The 19,898-nt window shown below is 58.5% G+C and carries 22 protein-coding genes; 8 read left to right on the top strand and 14 right to left on the bottom strand.

Features of this window, described 5'->3' with window-relative positions; all coding sequences use genetic code 11:
• Positions 1 to 464: 464 nt before the first annotated feature.
• Positions 465 to 1,247 (bottom strand): LysR substrate-binding domain-containing protein, encoded by a 783-nt coding sequence (locus DYE40_RS07605; RefSeq protein WP_244731484.1) that lies wholly within the window; start codon positions 1,245 to 1,247, stop codon positions 465 to 467.
• Positions 1,248 to 1,414: 167 nt separating this feature from the next.
• Here DYE40_RS07605 and DYE40_RS07610 point away from each other — a divergent pair, with 167 nt between their 5' ends.
• The gene (locus DYE40_RS07610) at positions 1,415 to 2,095 is read left to right on the top strand and encodes an FMN-dependent NADH-azoreductase (RefSeq protein WP_115308527.1); all 681 of its coding nucleotides are present in this window, start codon (positions 1,415 to 1,417) and stop codon (positions 2,093 to 2,095) included.
• A gap of 354 nt (positions 2,096 to 2,449) precedes the next feature.
• Here the strand turns inward: DYE40_RS07610 and DYE40_RS07615 are convergent, their stop codons facing one another.
• The 5 genes from DYE40_RS07615 to DYE40_RS07635 form a co-directional block, all read right to left on the bottom strand.
• Complete coding sequence (locus DYE40_RS07615) at positions 2,450 to 3,196, bottom strand: peptidylprolyl isomerase (protein WP_115308528.1); 747 nt, start codon at positions 3,194 to 3,196, stop codon at positions 2,450 to 2,452.
• A 90-nt stretch (positions 3,197 to 3,286) separates the two neighbouring features.
• Positions 3,287 to 4,165: a peptidyl-prolyl cis-trans isomerase gene (locus tag DYE40_RS07620; RefSeq protein WP_115308529.1), complete on the bottom strand. Its 879-nt coding sequence runs from the start codon at positions 4,163 to 4,165 to the stop codon at positions 3,287 to 3,289.
• 18 nt (positions 4,166 to 4,183) lie between these two features.
• Positions 4,184 to 4,468: a BolA family protein gene (locus DYE40_RS07625; RefSeq protein ID WP_115308530.1), complete on the bottom strand. Its 285-nt coding sequence runs from the start codon at positions 4,466 to 4,468 to the stop codon at positions 4,184 to 4,186.
• Position 4,469: 1 nt separating this feature from the next.
• Positions 4,470 to 4,766, bottom strand: coding sequence for a YciI family protein (locus tag DYE40_RS07630; protein ID WP_172461237.1), 297 nt, complete (start codon positions 4,764 to 4,766; stop codon positions 4,470 to 4,472).
• Positions 4,759 to 5,310 carry a septation protein A gene (locus tag DYE40_RS07635; protein ID WP_115308531.1) on the bottom strand — a complete coding sequence of 184 codons (552 nt, stop codon included), beginning with the start codon at positions 5,308 to 5,310 and terminating at the stop codon, positions 4,759 to 4,761. Before DYE40_RS07635 ends, DYE40_RS07630 begins: the two co-directional genes overlap by 8 nt.
• 274 nt (positions 5,311 to 5,584) lie before the next feature.
• Between DYE40_RS07635 and DYE40_RS07640 the strand changes: the two genes are divergently transcribed.
• On the top strand, positions 5,585 to 6,751 hold the full coding sequence (locus DYE40_RS07640; protein ID WP_147286608.1) for a type IV pilus assembly protein FimV: 1,167 nt from the start codon (positions 5,585 to 5,587) through the stop codon (positions 6,749 to 6,751).
• Positions 6,752 to 6,862: 111 nt separating this feature from the next.
• Entirely contained in the window at positions 6,863 to 8,557 is a 1,695-nt protein-coding gene (locus tag DYE40_RS07645; protein ID WP_115308533.1) for a FimV C-terminal domain-containing protein, read from the top strand.
• A 218-nt stretch (positions 8,558 to 8,775) separates the two neighbouring features.
• On the opposite strand, the gene DYE40_RS07650 is transcribed toward DYE40_RS07645, so the two are convergent.
• From DYE40_RS07650 to DYE40_RS07660, 3 genes are all read right to left on the bottom strand, one after another.
• Positions 8,776 to 8,985, bottom strand: coding sequence for a hypothetical protein (locus DYE40_RS07650; protein WP_115308534.1), 210 nt, complete (start codon positions 8,983 to 8,985; stop codon positions 8,776 to 8,778).
• A 78-nt stretch (positions 8,986 to 9,063) separates the two neighbouring features.
• Complete coding sequence (locus tag DYE40_RS07655) at positions 9,064 to 9,267, bottom strand: cold-shock protein (protein WP_007343634.1); 204 nt, start codon at positions 9,265 to 9,267, stop codon at positions 9,064 to 9,066.
• Positions 9,268 to 9,548: 281 nt separating this feature from the next.
• Positions 9,549 to 9,899, bottom strand: a complete 351-nt coding sequence (locus DYE40_RS07660; protein WP_115308535.1) for a dihydroneopterin aldolase — start codon at positions 9,897 to 9,899, stop codon at positions 9,549 to 9,551.
• A 60-nt stretch (positions 9,900 to 9,959) separates the two neighbouring features.
• On the opposite strand from DYE40_RS07660, the gene plsY reads away from it, so the two are divergent.
• Positions 9,960 to 10,565, top strand: coding sequence for a glycerol-3-phosphate 1-O-acyltransferase PlsY (gene plsY, locus DYE40_RS07665; RefSeq protein WP_115308536.1), 606 nt, complete (start codon positions 9,960 to 9,962; stop codon positions 10,563 to 10,565).
• Between the two features lie 132 nt (positions 10,566 to 10,697).
• Entirely contained in the window at positions 10,698 to 12,182 is a 1,485-nt protein-coding gene (locus tag DYE40_RS07670; protein WP_115308537.1) for a patatin-like phospholipase family protein, read from the top strand.
• A 259-nt stretch (positions 12,183 to 12,441) separates the two neighbouring features.
• Here the strand turns inward: DYE40_RS07670 and DYE40_RS07675 are convergent, their stop codons facing one another.
• Positions 12,442 to 12,972 (bottom strand): GbsR/MarR family transcriptional regulator, encoded by a 531-nt coding sequence (locus DYE40_RS07675; RefSeq protein WP_115308937.1) that lies wholly within the window; start codon positions 12,970 to 12,972, stop codon positions 12,442 to 12,444.
• A gap of 96 nt (positions 12,973 to 13,068) precedes the next feature.
• Here DYE40_RS07675 and upp point away from each other — a divergent pair, with 96 nt between their 5' ends.
• Both upp and DYE40_RS07685 read left to right on the top strand, forming a co-directional pair.
• A complete protein-coding gene (upp, locus tag DYE40_RS07680) occupies positions 13,069 to 13,695 on the top strand; it encodes a uracil phosphoribosyltransferase (protein WP_115308538.1) in 627 nt (208 codons plus the stop codon).
• A gap of 136 nt (positions 13,696 to 13,831) precedes the next feature.
• Positions 13,832 to 14,149: a DUF2322 family protein gene (locus tag DYE40_RS07685; protein WP_115308539.1), complete on the top strand. Its 318-nt coding sequence runs from the start codon at positions 13,832 to 13,834 to the stop codon at positions 14,147 to 14,149.
• Between the two features lie 877 nt (positions 14,150 to 15,026).
• Here the strand turns inward: DYE40_RS07685 and mutL are convergent.
• The 3 genes from mutL to DYE40_RS07710 form a co-directional block, all read right to left on the bottom strand.
• The gene (gene mutL, locus DYE40_RS07700) at positions 15,027 to 16,943 is read right to left on the bottom strand and encodes a DNA mismatch repair endonuclease MutL (RefSeq protein ID WP_115308938.1); all 1,917 of its coding nucleotides are present in this window, start codon (positions 16,941 to 16,943) and stop codon (positions 15,027 to 15,029) included.
• Positions 16,944 to 17,066: 123 nt separating this feature from the next.
• Positions 17,067 to 17,933, bottom strand: coding sequence for an ATP-binding protein (locus tag DYE40_RS07705; protein WP_115308542.1), 867 nt, complete (start codon positions 17,931 to 17,933; stop codon positions 17,067 to 17,069).
• Between the two features lie 141 nt (positions 17,934 to 18,074).
• A complete protein-coding gene (locus DYE40_RS07710) occupies positions 18,075 to 18,605 on the bottom strand; it encodes a hypothetical protein (protein WP_115308543.1) in 531 nt (176 codons plus the stop codon).
• 264 nt (positions 18,606 to 18,869) lie between these two features.
• On the opposite strand from DYE40_RS07710, the gene DYE40_RS07715 reads away from it, so the two are divergent.
• Entirely contained in the window at positions 18,870 to 19,271 is a 402-nt protein-coding gene (locus DYE40_RS07715) for a hypothetical protein (RefSeq protein ID WP_115308939.1), read from the top strand.
• A 67-nt stretch (positions 19,272 to 19,338) separates the two neighbouring features.
• Here DYE40_RS07715 and DYE40_RS07720 read toward each other — a convergent pair whose 3' ends face one another.
• Positions 19,339 to 19,836 (bottom strand): YbhB/YbcL family Raf kinase inhibitor-like protein, encoded by a 498-nt coding sequence (locus DYE40_RS07720; protein ID WP_115308544.1) that lies wholly within the window; start codon positions 19,834 to 19,836, stop codon positions 19,339 to 19,341.
• Between the last annotated feature and the right edge of the window lie 62 nt (positions 19,837 to 19,898).

Consider the following 19,898-nt stretch of genomic DNA (forward strand, 5'->3'; position numbering starts at 1 on the left):
GCGCACGCGTTTTCTGTGGGGGCAGGCTGGTGTGGGGCTTTTACGGCTTGGCGGGAACGCGTGCGTGGCTGCGCCACACACCCTACGGCTGGTTTGGCAAAACTGTGTTCGGTACGGAAAATATTGCCTTCGAGTAGGGTGTGCCGCCGAAGATGACGCACGCGTTTTCTGCGGACTGCTGCATTTGACGGCATAGGAAAATGTAAGGCCGTCTGAAAAACATATTGCGGTTTTCAGACGGCCTCTTCCTTTTGTCTTCTCTCCCGCTTGCAGGGGAGGGTTAGGGTGGGGGCTGCCAACCGCACCCTATCCCCAAACCTCCCTCAGCGCGGGTGCATGGAGGCAGCAGGTCTGCGGCGGCGGGTGTTTTCAGACGGCCTGCGCCAGCAGCCAGTTTTTCACCGCCTGCACCGCCGCTGTGTTTCTGTGGCGGTGCGGCACGCAGAGGCGGTAGGGGCTGCCGTTCAGCTCGGCGGGCGGACGGGCTGCAACAGCCCGCTGTCCAGTTCTGCCGCCGCCATGCGTTTGCCGATTATCGCCACGCCCTGCCCTGCCACGGCGGCGCGCATCAGATGGGTGGCATCGGAATAGCGGATGCCGCGCTGCACGTTTTGCAGCGGCACGCCTGCGGCTTTTGCCCATTCGTTCCAGCCGATGGCGGTTTGGCCGGGGTTGTGCCAGTCCAAATGAATCAGCGGCCATTGCGCGGTGTCGCTGCCCAGCCGCGCCAGCAGGGAGGGGGCGGCAACGGGGGCGAAGCGTTCGCGGAACAGCTCGGTTTCGTCTGTGTTTTCGCATACGCCGTCGCCGTAGCGCACTGCCAAATCCGCGCCGCCGCCTGTTAAATCTGCCAAATCGTAGCCCGCGCGGATGTGCAGCTCGATTTCGGGGCAGGCAGCCTGAAAAGCCGATAGTCGGGGCATCAGCCATTGCACGGCAAATTCGGGGGTGAGCGACACAATCACGCTTTGCCGCGCAGCATGGCGGATTTGCGCCACGGCATCGGCAACGGCGGCAAGGCTGCGCCCGACGGCATCAGACAGGATTTTGCCGTCTTCGGTCAGCACTACGGCGCGGACTTTGCGTTCAAACAGCGGTTTGCCGATTTGCGTTTCCAGCAGGCGGATGCGGTGGCTGACGGCGGTGGCGGTTACCGCGAGCTCGGCGGCGGCGTGTTTGAAGCTGCCCAAACGGGCGGCGGCTTCAAAGGCGTGCAAAGCGTCAAGGGAGAAGGGGAATCGGGGCATGGTGGTGGAGGCAGCCTGAAAACGGGTTTTACAAAACGATTTGAAAAAACAGATGCGGACAGATGAGCAAATCTTGTTTATCGGCTGAAAATATATCGTTTGTTTGCCGTAAAATCAATTTATAAAATGTGCGCTACATTCTTTTAACTCATCTATAAGGATTGGATATGACGACTGTTTTGCACATTGATTCCAGCGCGCGCGGCGGTATTTCGGGGCAGGAGCCGCACGGCTCGCACACCCGCAGGCTGACGGCGCGTTTTGTCCAGCGTTTTCAGGTGTTGCGCCCCGATTGTGAAGTGCTGTACCGCGATGTCGGCACGCATCCGCCCAAGCCTGTGAGCGGCGCATGGATACAGGCGGCGTTCACGCCCGAAGCGCAGCGCGAGGATTGGATGCGCGATATTTTGCGCGAAAGCGATGCGCTGGTGGACGAGCTTATCCGCGCCGACCTGATTGTGGCGGGTGTGCCGATGTACAATTTTTCCATGCCCGCGCAGTTCAAGGCCTATATTGACAACATTGTGCGCGTGGGGCGCACGTTCGGCTTTGACCGCAGCCGCGCGGGCGAGCCCTACTGGCCGCTGCTGGCGGCGCAGGGCAAACGGCTGCTGATTGTTTCTTCGCGCGGCGATTACGGCTACGGTGCAGGCGGGCGCATCGCCACACGCAACCATGTGGAGCCTGCGGTACGCACGGCATTCGCCTATATTGGCATCACCGACACTTATTCCGTGGCGGCGGAATACGATGAATTTGGCGGAGAACGTTTGGCGCAGTCGCTGGCGCAGGCGGAAGCGGAGACGGACAGGCTGGCGGAGGTGTTGGCGGAGGGTAAGGCCGTCTGAAAACGGGACAGCAAACAAACTGTCCGAAAAGCGCAAAACAAAATTTCGGATGTGCCGCATCCTTGCTTTCAGACGGCCTCGTTCGCCGTTTGACAACCGCCGCGTACACCTGAAGCAGGGTGCGTGGCTTGCGCCGCACACACTGCTTTACCCTGCCGAATCCGCCTAGGGTATGTCGCCAAAGCGGCGCACGCGTCTTTGCCTGCGTTGGAAATAGAGCGGAAAAGAGGCAGGGCGGCAGGCGGTGCGGAGGCCGCGCAATGCCGCAGTTTTTATTGTGTCCGCCATACGGGCATATAAGGAGGCCGTCTGAAAACAGTTTTCAGACGGCCTCTTTGACGGATGGGCAAGGATTTACAGATTGATGCCGTTGGCTTTGAGCAGTTCGGCGATTTTTTCCCGTGCTTTGCGCTGTTTGATCAGCGTGGTGATTTGGTCTTTCAGCTCTTCAAACGACGGGGCGTTTTCGGCCTGTCCGGTTGCGGCGATTTTCAGCAGGTAGTAGCCGCCGCCAAAGGCAACGGGCTTATGGCTGATCTGGCCGCGCTGCATGGGGGCTGCGGCTGCGGCGAGCTCGGGCGGGAGCTGGGCGAGGGGAACGAAGCCGGCAAGCTGCTCCTGCGCGGGATTGGGGTAGCGTTTCATCAATTCTTCAAAGCTGAGGCCTTTGAGCAGGAGCTGTTGGGCTTGCAGGGCTTCGGCTTCGCTGGCGAAGCCAACCTGTTGCAGCCTGACGGCGCGGGTCTGCTCGGCATAGGCGGCTTTGAGTTCTTCGTCGCCGGCGGTAAAGGAGGCGGCAAGATGTTCGGCGTATTGGTCGGCATAGAAACGGGCTTCGAGGTTTTTCCATTGCGCCTGTATTTCGGGCTTTTTGTCGAGACCGAGTTTGACCGCTTCGTTTTTGAGAATGTCGTCGGCGGCCAGACGTTTTTCCACGTCGGCGCGGAGTTCGGCAGGCGGTTCGCCCGCTTCGGGCGGCGCGGTTTCGGCCATTTGTTTGAGGACGGCATCCACGCGGGCTTTGTCGATTGCGGGTGCGGCGGCAATTGCGAGGCCGGTAAGGGCGAGGGTCATGCTGGCAAGCAGTGTTTTGTGTTTCATGGTTTTTCCTGGTGGTGTCTGCGGTTGTCCGTCAGTACGGCGGCGTTTCCCGTCGGAGGAAATGCCGCCGCACCGTCCGGCTGCCCGATCTTATTTTCCGGCCGGGGTGATGGTGGCTTTTTCGGCGATGTCGCTGATGGCTTTGCTGATTTTCTGCCGGAGCAGGCTGCGGGTAATGTCTGCCTTGACCTGCTCGAAGGTGGGGATTTGCACCGGGCGTTTGTCGTTGATGTAGAACACGCCGTATACGCCGTTGCCTTCGATGGGAGTGGCGGTAAACTGGCCTTTTTTGAGGTCTTTGACGGCGTTGTAGACGGGCGGCGCTGCGGCTTCGAGGTCTTTGAGGGGGTCGTATTCTTTGTTGATGCCGCCCGTTTGCTTGGCTTGGGGGTCGGCGGAGTATTTGCGGGCTGTGGCGGCGAAGGGTTTGTTGGCTTTGAGGTCTTTGATGGCTTTTTCGGCATCTTCTTTTTTCGGCGTGAGGATTTCGCCGATTTGGACTTCGCTGCTGCCTTTATAGTGGCTTTGCATTTCTTCGTAATTTTTACGCGCGTCGGCATCGCTGACGGGCTGCGTGCGGGCGATGTGGGCGATAAAGGCTTGGTTGAGCAGCTCGTTTTGGTAGTCTTCCCATTGCTGTTTGAAGCCGGGCTTTTTGTCCGCTCCTGCTTTTTGTGCGGCTTTGCGGGCGTTTTCGAGGGCGGCTTTGTATTCTTGCCCCTGGTCGAGTTTGAGGCGGCGTGCTTCTTGGACGACGAGGGTGCGGGTTACGATGTCGCTCAGAAGTTCGGAGCGGATTTCGGCACTGTCGGCGGGAATATTGGGGTTTTGCGCACGGAGGGCTTGGACGTAGCGGTCGACTTCCCTGCTGCTGATTTTGCTGCCGTTGACGGTTACGAGTGTCTGTGCGGCAAGGCTGCCGGAAAGGACGGCGAGGAGGAGGGCTTGGGCAAGATGGGATTTTTTCATGGCTTTGCTCTTTTCGGGTTAGGGGTTGCTGCGGTTGAAAAATTCGTCGGGAGTCAGGGCGCGGATGGCGAGGGCGTGGATGCGGCCGGTGCGGAAGTGCTGTTCCAGCGGAGCTTTGACCATGCGCTGGCGCATGATGCGGGATACGTTTTCAAATGCGCCGCTGACAACGAGGATGCGGTAGTGCCCGCCGCCGGTGTTGCCCGCGTGTCCGGCATGAAGATGGCTTTCGTCGGCAAATTCGAATACGTCGGGATTCAGGTGCGACAAGGCCGTCTTGATTTCGGTTTCCATGTCCTGCATTTTATTTGAATACGGCTTTGTAGGGCTTGATGAGGATTTCCGCATATACGCCCGCTTCGGCATAGGGGTCTTGTTCCGCCCATTCTTGTGCGGCATCGAGCGAGTCGAACGAGGCGACAATCAGGCTTCCGGAAACGCGCTCTGGGTTTTCGGGCAGGGGGTTGGGGCCGGCGGTAAGCAGGCGGCCTTCTGCTTTGAGTTTTTCCAAACGGGCAAGATGGGCGGGACGCGCCGCCATGCGGGCTTCATGTACATTGTCGCCGTCGGTGGCCAGAAGCATATAGTATTGTTCAGTCATTTTGCGGTTCCTTGGTCAGGTGGCGGCTCAGGTAGATGCCTTGAGCCAGAAAGAAGAGAAACATCAGGGCGGTGGAGCCGAAGAATTTGTAATTGTTCCATACGGCTTCGCGTTCGGCGGTAAACGGATAGGCCACAGCCAGATTGATTGCACCCATCACGGCAAGAAACACAATCCATGCGGCGGTAAGCCGTTTCCACACATGCTCGGGCAGATCGACTTCCTTGCCCAATAAGGCGCGCAGGCTGTTTTTTTTCATCAGGCTGCCGATCAGCATCGCTGCCGCGCCCGCCCAAAAGAGCAGGGTGGGTTTCCACATAATAAAGGTGCGGTTGCCGGTCAGCACGGTTGCGCCGCCGAATACGACAATCAGCAGCAGGGAAACCCACTGCATGGTTTCCAGTTTTCTGTATTTCCACCATAAAAAAGCCGCCTGCACCAAGCCTGCGGCAATGGCGACGGAGGTGGCGGTAACGATGTTTTTGGTAATAATGTAGGTCAGAAAAAACAGAATGACGGCAATCAGGTCGCTTGCTGCTTTCATGCGGTGTGTCTTCAAATGAAAACCGCCATCATACAGTCCCCGGCTTTTTTTTGCACCTGTTTCCACGGCTCTTCCTTAAAAATAAGGCCGTCTGAAAACGCCGGACGGGACGGTAGCATACGGTAAGTGTAATCGCATGATAACAACATTAAAAAGCGTCAAATCGGATTCGGAACGTGTTAAATTTGGCAAGACAGGGCAAGAAAAGATATGATACGCGGCTGTAAAAGCCTTGCGGCAGGCATTGCGCCGCAGTCAGTCAGAGGGATTAATTTTGAAAGCGAACAGTAAAATCAAGCTGATAGCGTTGTCCGTATCGCTGTTGGCCTCGTCGGGAAGCATGGCGGCACTCGGCGGCCTGCGCGTCAATTCCAGTTTGGGCGAGCCGTTTTCCGCCACAGTGAAAGTTACCGGCAAAGAAGCGAAGGAATTGCTCAAAGGCACCAAACCCACTTTTTCAGACGGCCGTCTGAAAGCCACTGTACGCAAATCCGGCGAGGACGCACTGGTCAGCCTGAGTTCTGCTGCCGCCATCAAAGATCCGGTCATCGTTTTCCAAATGAGCGTCAAAGGCCAGTCGCGCCAATATACCGCAGTGATCGATCCGTCCAGCGCGAAAGCGAAAGCGGCTCTGGCGGCGGAGAAAAAAGGCAATGCGGCGCAGCAGAACAAAGCCGAGCAGGCGAAAAAAGACAAAGCCGCCAAAGAAGAAGCCGCACGTTTGGAAAAAGAAGCACGCGCGAAGAAAAAAGAAGCCGAGCGTCTGGAAAAGGCCGCCCGCGCCGAGCAGGAAAAAGCCGAACGTTTGGAGCGCGAAGCCAGGGCTAAGGCAGAAAAAGCAGAAGCCAAAGCAGAAAAAGAACAACAGGCGCAAGACCGACGTTCGGGAAACAGAATTTATACCGTACAGCCGGAAGAAACACTGTTCATCATTGCCGACAAGCTGCGTCCGGACAATATGTCCGCCGATCAGGCCGTCCGCGCACTGGTTAAAGCGAATCCGAAAAAACTCGGCGGCAATCCCAACCGTTTGTTTGCCGGCGTTACCCTGAACCTGCCTGCTGGATTCAAGACCCAGTCCGAATCCTCTTCCGGCACGGCGGCCGGGGCGGACAAAATGCCTGCGCCGGCGGAAGAAAGACCCGCAGCCGATACGGAAACCTCCGGTTCCGCACAGGAAAACGCAACGCCTCAAACCGACGGTACGGAGGAAGGACAGGACGGTGCAGAACAACAGCCTGCTTCCGTGGAAACCGAACCTGCTCCGCCCGCACAAATTGCGCCTCAGGCGCAGCAGCCGGCGGAGGCAGATGAAGAAGAATCCGACGGATCTCTGTGGAAATGGCTGCTTGCAGGCGGCTTGGCTCTGACCATTGCTTTCCTAGTGTTCAAGCTGGTACGCGAAGGCAGGTTCGGACGGAAGGCAGCACCGGCTGCATAGGACGGCGAGTCTCCGTTTGAAGAGCAGGACGGTATCCGTCTGCACCAGCCGATAGCCAAGCCCGAACATCCGAAAGCGCCGATTACCAAGGGTCAGGTAGGCGATTTGCAGGTGCAGGATGATTTGGATGACAGCGATCTCGAAGAAGATGTAGTGTTCTTCGATTCCACCGATACCCCTGCCGCAGCGGACAATGCGTCGTTTGATTTGGATTTGAGTGCGCTCGATATTCCGCAGGCGGGCATTGCCAGCAGCGCGGTAACCAACGATGAAGAGACGCTTAGCCGTCAAAATGTCGATTGGGACAGCATTGAGTCCACCGAAAGCATTTTCGAACCCGACGAACCCGTTCCTGCCAAGCCGCAGCCTGCGGCAGCCAAACCGTCTGCGCCCGCGCAAAAAGAAGAATCCGTTTCTTCTTGGGCCACCGGCGATGCTTTTACCCTGCATGAAAAACAGCGTGCGGCAGAAAAAGCGCAGGCGGCGCGTGCTCCCGAACCCGAACCCGTTGTTTCTTGGGCCGGCAGCGCGGCATTTGCCGAACCCAAAGCAGCAGAACCTGTAAAAGCAGCAGAACCGGCAAAAACGCCAGTTCCCAAAGCGGCAGAACCAACGCGGTCGGCAGAGCCGAAACCCGCCGAGTCGGTATTGGAAACACATACTGAGCATCTGCCTGAAGTCGAACCCTTGTCTTGGGGGGAAGATATTGCGGCAATGCCTGTTTCCGAAGCGGCAGCCGAACCCGCAGCGCAAATTCAGACGGCCTCTGCCGCAGAAGAGGTGTTGGCGGATTTCGATTTTACTCCCGTTGCCGAAATCCCCGCACAAGCCGCCGCCAAAACTGCGGAACCTGAGCCTCAGCCGGTCTTTGATGAAACGGAAGTGCCGCTGGCATTCGAGCCGGTGGCCGAAACGCCTGTTGCGGACATACCGGCAGCTCCAATAGAAGAAATGCAGACCGCTTCCGTCGAAACCGAAGCGGCACCGCTGGACTTCGATTTCACACCTGACGCTCCCGCAACGGCAGAAGCAGATTCGGCCGCTGCCAAACAGCCGGAATTTTTCCAAGGAGAGGCAATTGTCGAGCCGCCTTTGGAATTTACCGCAGAAGATACTGTCGGCAGCATTCCTGAAACAGGTACGGAAAGTGCCGTGCAGACAGAAGCTGCGGCAGAATTGCAACCCTTCGGATTGTCTGTGGAAGACGAAGCGGTAGATGCAGTACAGCCGCAGGAAGCCGTTTGGACGAACACCATCGACGAAGAGCCGGCTGTCGCAGCAGCGTCTTTGGAACCGGTTGTGCCGGAGATGCCTGAAATTCCCGCATTGGAAATTGCTGCCGAACCCGTCGCGCAGGAAGCAGAAACTCCGGAAATTCAGACGGCCTCTTTTGCAGCTTCGACAGGTTTTGCCGAAGCCGAGCCGCTGGCGGATCCGTTTGCACCCGTATCCTTCGATGAAGCCGTAGCCCAGCCCGAAGCGGCAGGCTGGCAGGGAGATGACAGCGATGTCGATCTGACCAGTTCCGTTACGTTCGACGACAGCCAGCTTGATTCGGCAGATGATCTGAATATCGACTGGGGCAGCCTTGATGCTGCGGAGGAAGGCGGCGAAAGCAAACCTGCCTTTGTTTCCGAATCCGTCGGTATGACCGCACCGCTGGAAGCGAAATACGAACTGGCGGAAATGTATATCGAAATCGGCGATCCTGATGCGGCACGCGAAACGCTGTACGAGCTGATTGACGAATCGCACGGTGAAATCCAAGCCAAATCTAAGGAACTGTTGGCCCGTATCGGCGGCTAATGATCTGAAAACAGAAAGCCCGGAAATATCCGGGCTTTCTTTGTTTGCGGCTTCTGGCAAGGGCTGTTGCCGGCACGCATCTTGTCTGGCGGTCATGCGTAAAACCCCAATCCGGCAATCGGCGCAATGCAGTCTGCATTTGTGTTCTATTGTCCGAAAGGCCGTCTGAAAACCGTAAAACGGAATATTCAGACGGCCTTTTTTGCGGACGCGGGTGTTTATCTGCGGGTGGCAAAAAACTTTTCGTAATACGCACCGATGCGGTTGATGGTTACGCTGTCGTTTGGGGTCAGGATGCGTTGTTGCAGGCTGAGGCGCACCAAGTCTTCTTCTTCTTTTTCGGCGGATGCGGGGTCGGCGGATTGGTGTGTCCGCAGGTATTCGATCATTTCGGCGAGCTGACGTTGTGCGGTTTGGTAGTCAGACATATTTTTCCCTTATTGTAAAAACACAAACGGCGGGTAGAAACCCGCCATGCTTTTAACCGGACCAGCCGGCCTATTTGTTTACGCTGCCTGAATATTGGCGGCTTGCAGGCCTTTGGGGCCGCTGGTTACGTCGAAAGAAACCTTTTGGCCTTCTTTCAGGGTTTTAAAACCGTCCATATTGATGGCGGAGAAGTGTGCGAACAGATCGTCGCCGCCTTCGTCGGGGGTGATGAAACCAAAACCTTTTGCGTCGTTAAACCATTTGACTGTACCGGTTGCCATAAATCTACTACTTTCCATAAAAAAATTAATCAAACTGAGCCGTTCGGGTTTACGGTAAGACGTTGTTTGTCGTTTTAGAGTAACTGCCCCAATCAGCTTGATTGCCTTTTTACCTTTGTTGGGCGGCAGCGTCAAGAAATAAGCAAAGCAAACGGGTTTTTATGGAAAATTGTGGAAAAAACAATACATAAACGTTAAATTTTGCCTGTTTTTTGTGCAAGCTATATATCGGCGTATTGCGGATTTCCCAAAAAGGTAGGCGGGGTGGTGGAGAGGTGTTTTCAGACGGCCTTTGCGCGTTCGATTTCCACGCCTGTTTCGCGTACGCCGGACAGGATGCCGGGTTTGACCAGCCTGACTTTGACCCATGCGGCGCAGAAGCTGTCGAGTACCAATGTGGCGATGTGTTCGGCCAGCGTTTCCAAGAGGAAAAAATCTTGGCTGCGCAGGCTTTCGCGGACGGCGGCGCATACTTCGGCGTAGTGTACGGTGTCGGCGATGTCGTCGCTGCCGTCGCGGGGCGGCAGGCCGATGTCGAGATCGATCAGCAGCGTCTGCGGCTGTTGGCGTTCCCATTCGTATACGCCGATGAGGGTTTCGGCTTTCATTCCGTGCAAAAAGATTTTGTCCATTTTGTACGCACTTCGTTTTCGGATAGAATGCGGCGGATTTTAAAGCAATACGGACGGATTATGTTTGATTTCCTGATTGTGGCGGCGGCTTATCTGGCCGGATCGCTGTCGTTTGCCGTTATCGTGTCCAAAGAGATGGGGATGGACGACCCGCGAACTTACGGCTCCGGCAATCCGGGGGCGACCAATGTTTTACGCAGCGGCAGGAAGACGGCGGCGGTGCTGACGCTGGCGGGCGACGCGCTCAAAGGTGTGGCGGCGGTGATGCTGGCGAAGGTGCTGCAAACGCCGCTGGGTTTGGCGGACATGACGGTCGCGCTGGCCGCGCTTTTTGCTTTAATCGGCCATATGTGGCCTGTTTTTTTTGGTTTTAAGGGCGGAAAGGGGGTGGCAACTGCTTTGGGGGTGCTGCTGGCGTTGTCGTGGCCGACGGCTTTGGTGTGTGCGGCGGTGTGGCTGGTGGTGGCGTTCGGTTTCAAGGTGTCGTCGCTGGCCGCGCTGCTGGCGACGCTGGTCAGCCCGTTTGCGGCGTTTTTTCTGATGCCGCACCGTTCCTGGGCGGCGGTAACGGCGGCGATCGCGCTGCTGGTGCTCTACCGCCACAAGGGCAATATCCAAAACCTGCTTGCGGGCAGAGAAGGAAAAATCGGCGAAAAGGTGCGGTAAAAAACGGGTTTTCAGACGGCATCTGTAATTTGAGGCCGTCTGAAAACGTATAGTGAAACAAAATAGAAAGACATAAGGCGGCAAGGCCGCAGATTTCTTATTTGTTCTGCTGTAAAAACAAAGGACAATGAAATGAACAGATATTTTTCAGACGGCCTCAAAGTCCTGCTGCCCGCCGTTTTGCTCGCCCTGTCGGCCTGCGCCAAATTCCAATACCGGCCGGTTGCCGCCATCAGCGAAGTCCGGCGCGAAGAGGGCTACCGTTTGGACACGGCCTACCGCAAAAAGCCTGCCGAAGACGATATGCTGGTGGTGCTGATGTTTTCCGGCGGCGGCACGCGGGCGGCGGCTTTGGGCTACGGCGTGCTGGAAGAATTGGACAAACAGCCGCTGTACAACGGCGGCAGGCAGCAGAATATGCTCGAAGCCGTTGATTTGGTGTACGGTGTGTCGGGCGGCTCGGTGCTGGCGGCCTATTTCTCGCTGCACGGCAAAGACACCATTCCCGCGTTTGAGCGTCGTTTTCTGAAACAGAATTTCCAACGCCAGCTTTCCAAACAGATTTTTTCTTTCGCCAACCTGCCGCGTCTGACTTCGCGGGAGTTCGGGCGTGGCGATTTGTTGCAGGAGCAGTTTGAAAGCACCCTGTTTAAAAACGCCACGTTCGGCGATCTGCACAAATACGGCAAAGGCCCGTTTGCCGTGATTACCGCCACCGATATGTCGGCAGGCAACCGCTTTGAATTTACCCAGGAATATTTCGACGCGCTGTGTCTGAACCTGTCCGACCTGCCGATTGCCCGCGCGGTGGCTGCGTCCAGCGCGGTGCCGCTGGTATTCGCCCCGCTCACCATCAACAACAACGGCGGCAACTGCGGCTACCGCCTGCCGGAGCAGGTGGTGGACGCGGTAACCGATGACAGCGGCGGCGACAAGTTGCAGCAGCAGACCCGTCTCGAAATGGTGATGCAGAACATCATGAACTACCAGGACGGCAAAAACCGTCCCTACATCCATCTGCTCGACGGCGGCCTCACCGACAACCTCGGCCTGCGCAGCCTGCTCGATATGAGCGACCTCTACGGCAGCTCGCTTTATGCGCGCGTCCGAAACAACAGCGTGCGCAAAATCGTTATCATCAATGTCAATGCGCAAAACGACCCCGTAAACGGCATCGACAAGTCCGCCGCCGTTCCCGGCCTGCGTGCCGTAGCCGGCGCGATTATCGATATTCCCATCGACAAATATTCGCAGGAGACCCTGCGCCGTTTCCGCGCCTTCGTTGACCAATGGAATACCGGCGCGAAAGACGGCAAAAGCGGCAGCAAGCCCGTGGAGATGTATTTTGTCAGCCTCAACCTGCGCGATTTGCCGCAGTCCCGCCTGCGCGACAACGTGCTCAACATCCCCACCAGCTTCTACCTGCCGGCCCACGACGTGAACAATCTGAAAGAAGCCGGCCGCGTCCTGCTTTCCCGCTCCGACGAATACCGCCGCCTGATCAAAGACCTTTCCCTGCCCGAACCCGCCGCCGCCCCCATCCCCGAGCCGGAAACCGGCAAGGAGGCGGAGCAGGGCGGCAAAGAGCCGCCCGCTTCGGCGGCATCGGCAATATAGGCGGGAGGACAGCGCAGCAGGCCGTCTGAAAACCCGTTTTCAGACGGCCTGCTGTTTGTGGGACGGAACGCGTGCGCAGCCAAAGCGGCGCACGCGTTCTTTGTACTGCAACGAGATACCGTAACGAATCTGCGCGTTTTCCGAGAGACGGAGTCTGCGTGCGTCGTAAACGACACACCCTATGCAGCGGCATATAAAAGGCCGTCTGAAAACCGTAAAACAGTTTTTTCAGACGGCCTGTCTTCATGCGGCGCGGCAGTCATCCCTTGCCGCCGCTGAGAAACCGCTGCACCTTCGCGCCCAGTTTCAACACCTGCGCCAGCGTGCCGGCGGGCAGCTTGATCATCTCGCGCGTCCAGCCCGTGGCAATGTCCATAAATTCGCGCGTGTCGCGGATGCGCTTTTGCACCTGGCTGTTTTCCTGCGCAAACTCCGGCGTGGCAATCAGATCGTTGAGAAAATGCAGCGTCGGCTCGATTTCCCGCTGCTGCCGCTGCTCGACGATGGTTTTCACCAGCACCCACACATCGTCGGAAGTGGTGAAATAATCGCGCCGGTCGCCGAGCTGGTGCACCGTCTGCACCAGTTTCAGGCTTTGCAGCTCTTTGATGCTGTTGCTCACATTGGAGCGGGCGATAGTGAGCGTTTCGCTGATTTCTTCGGCGTTCATCGGCCGGCCGAGGATGTAGAGCAGCGCGTGGATTTGCGCCACCGTGCGGTTTACGCCCCATTTGGAGCCCATTTCGCCCCAATGGAGCACGAATTTTTGCGTGGTCGGATTCAGTTTCATGGCGCGCATTATTGGATTTTTCAAAATTTCCGTCAAGACAGAAATCCGCCGCACCGCTATAATCTGCGGCGTTTGCCACTTCCCGCGAAACCCGCCATGAACATCCGTATCATCGACCACCCCCTCGTCCGCCACAAACTCGCCCTGATGCGCGAGGCCGATTGCAGCACCTACAAATTCCGCACCCTCACCGGCGAGCTGGCTCGGCTGCTGGCCTACGAAGCCAGCCGCGACATCGAAACCGAAAGCTACACCCTGCAAGGCTGGTGCGGCGAAATCCAAGGCGAACGCATCAAAGGCAAAACGCTCACCGTCGTCCCCATCCTGCGCGCCGGACTCGGAATGCTCGACGGCGTGCTCGACCTGATTCCCACCGCCAAAATCAGCGTTGTCGGCTTGCAGCGCGACGAAGAAACGCTCAAGCCCGTGTCCTATTTTGAAAAATTCGTCAGCCAGATGGATCAGCGTCCCGCCCTGATTATCGACCCCATGCTCGCCACCGGCGGCTCGATGGTTGCCACCATCGACCTGCTGAAAAAGAAAGGCTGCACCAACATCAAAGCCCTCGTCCTCGTGGCCGCGCCCGAAGGAGTGAAGCTGGTGAACGAAGCACACCCCGACGTAACCGTCTACGCCGCCGCCCTCGACAGCCACCTGAACGAAAACGGCTACATCATCCCCGGGCTGGGCGACGCAGGCGACAAAATATTCGGTACCAAATAAACGTTCAGGCCGTCTGAAAACCGCGATTCCGCCTTTGCGCCGCGTTTTCAGACGGCCTCTGCCGCAAAACAGGACACACCGCACCGGCCGCGTTTTGCGGCTGTTTTTCCCACCTCGATACAAAAAAGGACACTCCGTGAGCTTCCAAGACAACCTCGCCGCCATGCCCGACATTACGCATCTTAGCGGCCTCAACATCCGCGACGCGGCGGGCGGCATTATCGGCCACATCCCCGCCGCACCCGGCAAACTCGGCTCGCTCAAACTCTACAATGCCCTGGCGCAGCAATATTCCGGCCGTCTGAACGCCGAAGCCGCCGCGCACGGGCTGGAGCTTTTCGCCGAACACACCGCCGACGCGCAAGCCTGTCCCGGCAAGCATCCGAACATCGATCTGCTGTTTAAAGTGCAGGCGGCAAACCTGGATTTGACACTCGAGCCGCTCAAAGCCTGAATGGGACGGTAAAGGACAAAGAGGCCGTCTGAAAAGCACGCTACCCGCTTTTCAGACGGCCTCTTGCCGCAACTCGGAGAACGCGTGCGTCGCTTTGGCGGCACGCCCTGCGCGGTGCGGTTGGTATTGGATTTTGAACCAAACTGCTGTGTTGTTTTTTCAGACGGCCTTTGCGGTCAAGGTAGGGTGTGTGGCGCAGCCACGCACGCGGTTTTGTTTTGGAGCGGTGTATCCGTTGCGGCGTGGGAACGCGTGCGTCGCTTTGGCGACACACCCTACGCGGTGCGGTTGGTATTGGATTTTGAACCAAACTGCTGTGTTGTTTTTTCAGACGGCCTTTGCGTTCAGGGTAGGGTGTGTGGCGCAGCCACGCACGCGGTTTTGTTTTAAAGCGTGGGTGTTTGTTGCGGATTCGGGGAACGCGTGCGCCGCTTTTGGGCGACACACCCTACGCGGTGCGGTTGGGTGTTGGGTTTGCATCCAAGCGGCTGTGTTGTTTTTTCAGACGGCCTGTGCGGTCAAGGTAGGGTGTGTGGCGCAGCCACGCACGCGGTTTTTGTTGCAAAAACAGGCGTATCCGTTGTGGGATGGGGAACGCGTGCGTCGCCTTTGGGCGACACGCCCTACGCGGTGCGGTTGGTATTGGATTTTGAACCAAACTGCTGTGTTGTTTTTTCAGACGGCCTTTGCGGTCAGGGTAGGGTGTGTGGCGCAGCCACGCACGCGGTTTTTGTTGCAAAAACAGGCGTATCCGTTGTGGGGTGGGGAACGCGTGCGTCGCCTTTGGCGGCACACCCTACCTAATCTGCATTGGGTTGGCGGGAAAGGAGAGGCCGTCTGAAAAACGTATTACGGTGTTCAGACGGCCTTTGTCTGCCTATTGGCCGCGCAGGAAGAGTGCGTCCAGTTCTTTGAGGGTGAGTTTGACCCAGGTGGGACGGCCGTGGTTGCATTGGTTGCTGCGGGGGGTGTTTTCCATGTCGCGCAGGAGGGCGTTCATTTCGGGCAGGGTCAGGCGGCGGCCGGCACGGACGGAGCCGTGGCAGGACATGGTGGCGAGGATGCGGTTGCCGTATGCTTCGAGGGCTTGGGATGCGCCGTAGCCGGAAAATTCGCGCAGCATATCGCGGGCGAGGCCTTCGATGTCGGATGTGCCGAGGATTTTCGGCACGGCGCGGACGGCGATGCGGTTTTCGCCCACGGCGGAGAGGTCGAGGCCGAAGCTGCGCAGGCTGTCGGCGTGTTCGGCCAGGGCGGCGGTTTCTTCGCGGGTGGCGGCGAATACGACGGGAATAAGCAGGTGCTGGCTGTCGAGGCGGCCTTTTTCGTCGCGCCGCCGTTTCATTTTTTCGTAGTTGACGCGTTCGGCGGCGGCGTGCATGTCGATGAGGATGAGGCTGTCTTCGGCTTGGGCGAGGATGTAGATGCCCAGCAGTTGGGCGATGGCGTAGCCCAGGGGGTGTTCGGGGAGGCCGTCTGAAAGCGGGCTTTGTACCGGCTGCGGAGCGGCTGCGGGGTGGGACGGCGGCAGGCTGCTTTCGTGTTCGGACGCGGCGGGGAGGGGGTCTTCTTTGGGGCTGCGGCGGTAGAGTTCGGCGTAGGTGTCGAGGGCGCGGCGGCTTTCGTTGAGGCTCAGGCCGCGCTGCTGTGAGGCGGCGGCATAGGGTGCGGGTGCGGTTTTGCCTGCGGGGCGCGGGGCGGCTGGAAGGCCGTCTGAACGGGGTGTGCCGGACGGATTCCGGCCGGCGGTACCGGCTATGCGGTGCAGCACTTCTCCGGCGTTGCCTATGCTTTCGGTGTGGTCGGCGCGGGTGAGGGCGAGGGTTTTGTCGAGGGCGTGGAAAACGAATTGGTGGACGGCCTGGCTGTCGCGGAAGCGGATTTCGGTTTTGGCGGGGTGGACGTTGGCATCGACGGCTTCGGGCGGGAGTTCGAGAAAGAGGACGAAGGCGGGGACGAGGGCGTGGTGGAGTACGTCGCGGTAGGCTTGTTTGACGGCATGGAGGATGACTTTGTCGCGGACGTAGCGGCGGTTGACGAAGCAGTATTGCCGGGTGCTTTTGCCTTTGGCGAAGGTGGGTTTGGCGATGAGGCCGTAAAGTTTCATGCCGCCGGCTTCGGCTTCGACGGGCAGGGAGGCCGTCTGAAAGTCGGTGCCGAGGATGGCGGCGGCGCGTTCTTCAAGGCTGTGCGGCGGATATTTGAAGACGGTTTTGCCGTCGCGTTTGAGGGAGAAGGCGGTGTCGGGGCGGGCGAGGGCGAGGCGTTCGAGCATGGCGGCGCAGTGGGCGGCCTCGGTGTTGTCGGATTTGAGGAATTTGCGGCGGGCGGGGGTGTTGAAGAAAAGGTCGGAAACTTCGACGGTGGTGCCTTCGGCGGCGGCGGCGGCGGTAACGGGGGAGAGGGTGCCGTCTTCGGCGCGGATGCGGCGGGCGTGTTCCGCGCCGGTTTGGCGGCTGGTGAGGGTGAGGCGGCTGACGGAGGCGATGCTGGCGAGGCCTTCGCCGCGAAAGCCCATGCTGGCGATGCGTTCCAAATCGCGCAGGCCGCCGATTTTGCTGGTGGCGTGGCGGGACAGGGCGAGGGCCAGGTCGTCGGGGTGGATGCCCGTGCCGTCGTCGGTAACGCGCAGCAGTCTGACTCCGCCGCCTTCGATTTCCACATCGATTGCGCGCGCGCCCGCGTCTATGCTGTTTTCAACGATTTCTTTCAGGGCGTTGGCGGGGCGTTCGACGACTTCGCCGGCGGCGATTTGGTTGACCAGGTGGTCGGGCAGGGCGGCAATGCGGGACATGGCGGGGCTCGTGCGGGTGGGAAAAGGCGGCATTATAAGGCATGGGGCGGCAGGCAGAGGCCGTCTGAAAACCGGCAAAACGGGTTTTCAGACGGCCTCTCGGTATGCGCACGCTGCGTGCGTTTATCCGGCATTGCGTTCCTGCGGCAGCCTGCCTGCCCAGTCGCAGGCAAACTGCCAGGCGGTGCGGCCGGAGCGGCTGCCGCGCATCTGCGCCCATTCCAGCGCGGCGCGGCGGGCGGTGTCGTCGAAGGGCAGGCCGTAGTGGCCGAGCCAGTTGGCGGCGGCGTGCAGGTAGTCGTTTTGGTCGAAGGGGTAGAAGCTCAGCCACAGGCCGAAGCGGTCGGAAAGCGACACTTTTTCTTCCACCGCTTCGTTTTGGTGCACTTCGCCGCGTATGCCGGTGTGTCCGGCATTGTCGGCCATGTATTCGGGCATCAGGTGGCGGCGGTTGGAAGTGGCGTATACCAGCACGTTGGCGCAACGCTGCGACAGGCCGCCGTCGAGGGCGGTTTTCAGGGCTTTGTAGCCGCTTTCGCCTTCGTCAAACGACAAATCGTCGCAAAAGACAATGAATTTTTCCGGCCGCGCGGCCAGCAGGCCGAGCAGCGGGGGCAGGGCGGCCAGGTCGTCTTTGTCCACTTCGATCAGGCGCAGGCCGAGATCCGCGTATTCGTGCAGCAGGGCTTTGACCAGCGAGGATTTTCCCGTGCCGCGCGCGCCGGTCAGCAAAACATTGTTGGCGGGGCGGCCTGCGAGAAACTGGCGGGTGTTGCGCACCAGCCTGGCGGCCTGCACTTCGGCGGCGGCCAGCAGCGAGAGGGGAAAGGTGTGCGGCTCGGGCAGGCTTTCCAATACGCCGCCGCCGGCGGTTTTACGCCAGCGGAAGGCTTTGGCGTTCCAGTCGGGCTCGCGCGGCTCGGGCGGCAGCCATGCGTCGAGGCGGTTTAACACGGAAGCGGCTTGGCGCAGAAAGGTTTTGAGTTTCACGGGCTGGCTCCTTGCAAACGGTAAAAGCGGCATTTTATCGCCGGAAAGAAAGGGAAGGCTACGGATTCGCCGCGCCGTGCCGCCGTCTTAAAAATTCAGGCTGCCCGCAAAAGCAGGGCAGCCTGCAAAGCCGGAGCGGCTTTAATCGTAGGATTTGTCGCGCCCGATAAAGCGGCGTTGGAGCATACGGGATGTTTTCAAATCAAAGCGGTTGAGATACATATCGGCGGCGCAGCAGTTGGGATCGTAGTCGCCTGTTTTGGGGTTTTTGCCGAATTCGTTGTTTTTAAACGTGAGTATTGCGCCGTTTAACTGGACGCTTTTCACATCGAGAAAGCGCGTGTTGATGTCGGTGCCGGAGAACAAATTGCCGTTTGTCACGCGGTTGTTGCGGATTTCCGCCAAATTGAATGCGAACGTACCCGATCCGGTGTTGCAGTTTTTATGGCTGCGCCTGCCCTCGGGGGAGAAGTCGCCCTCCGAAGAATACAAAACATAAGACGCGCCGTTGTAATGGAAGGTTTTTTCCACGCTCAGGCCGCACAAGCCGCCTGTTTTTATGTGATGCCGCTCCAAAATGCGGAGCGTGGACGACGGTTTGTCCGCTGCCGTAACGGGCGCGGCGGCTGTGATTGCGGCAATGCAGGTTGCAAGCAAAATGTGTTTTTTCATGGCAAAGTCCTTTCTGCAAAATGAGGTTGGGACAACATCGGGCAGCTTGAAAAAAGCCCGGGGCGATTGTATGCACGGCGGCGGAAAAGGGCAATCGCCGATTTTCGCGCAGGTCTCGGGCGGAAAATGGAAAAGCGGGTTTTCCCCGCATTCCGGCTTGCGCTTCCATCGCTTTGCCGCACCGCCGCACGCCTGCCGCGCCGTATCCACGGCGGCGGTTTTGCGGTATATTCCGTGCCGGTTTTTTTGATTGGGAAGCGAAAAATGTTCAAACGTCCTGAGGAATTTATTGTTGCGGTGCTGGCTGCTTTGTGGGTGGCGGCCACTTATTTTGCCGCCGCCAAGTTCGGTGCGCCGACGCACACCGCGCTGCTGATCGCCACGCTGACGCTGCTGTGGGCGGTGGTGTTTTTCCTGCTGTGGCAGCGCGAACGCACGCGCCTGCTGTGGCCGCTGTTTCTCGGCCTGCTGGTGGCCTGCTGGTGGCCGTTTCTCGACTGGTATGCCGTGCGCGGCATCGTGCCGCCCGAAACGGCGGGAGAAATGATCGTTATCGCCAAGCCTTGGTATGCGTCGTGGACGTTTAAAACCATCCTCGCGCTGATTCCGACAGCGGCAGGCTATGCGTGGAAATTCAAAGGAATACGCCGCCGCAAAACGCTCTGATTCCGGCAAGTGCCAAAAGGCCGTCTGAAAACAGGTTTTCAGACGGCCTTTGCGTGTTCAGACGGCCTCACACATCATAAGTACCCATCACCGACGCACTGCCCAGCGCATGACCCTGCATCGCAAAGTGCAAATCGTTGAAACGGAAGCCCTGCGGCAGATTGAGCTTGGTATCGAGCGCATAGACAATCAGCTCGTAGCGGTGGCGGCAGTTGGGCGGTGCCATACCGCCGTAGCTTGAGGCTTCTTCAATGCTCAATTTGCCCAGCACGCTCGCCCAACTGTTCGCGCCCTGCACATAATCCGTGGCGGCGATGCTGTCGTTTTCCGCCACCGAAGTGCGCGTCAAATCCGCAATCAGCCAATGAATCCACACAAAACCGCTGGCCGTAACCGCGTCTTTGTCTTCCAACACCACGGCAAACGACTGCGTACCTTCCGGTGCGCCGCTGATTTCAAAGGGAATAGAATAAGTCGGCATGCCGTTTTCACTAAACTGGCTGCCGCGTTTGCCGTATCGGTCGGCAAATTCGCCGTTGATGATGGCGGAGGTGGTAACTTGCATGGGGTTCTCCTGTTTCAGGGTTGGGGAATGGGGATTTTAACGGAAAAAGGCCGTCTGAAAAC

Origin of the sequence: Kingella potus (genome assembly GCF_900451175.1) — a bacterium.
Lineage (GTDB): Bacteria > Pseudomonadota > Gammaproteobacteria > Burkholderiales > Neisseriaceae > Neisseria > Neisseria potus.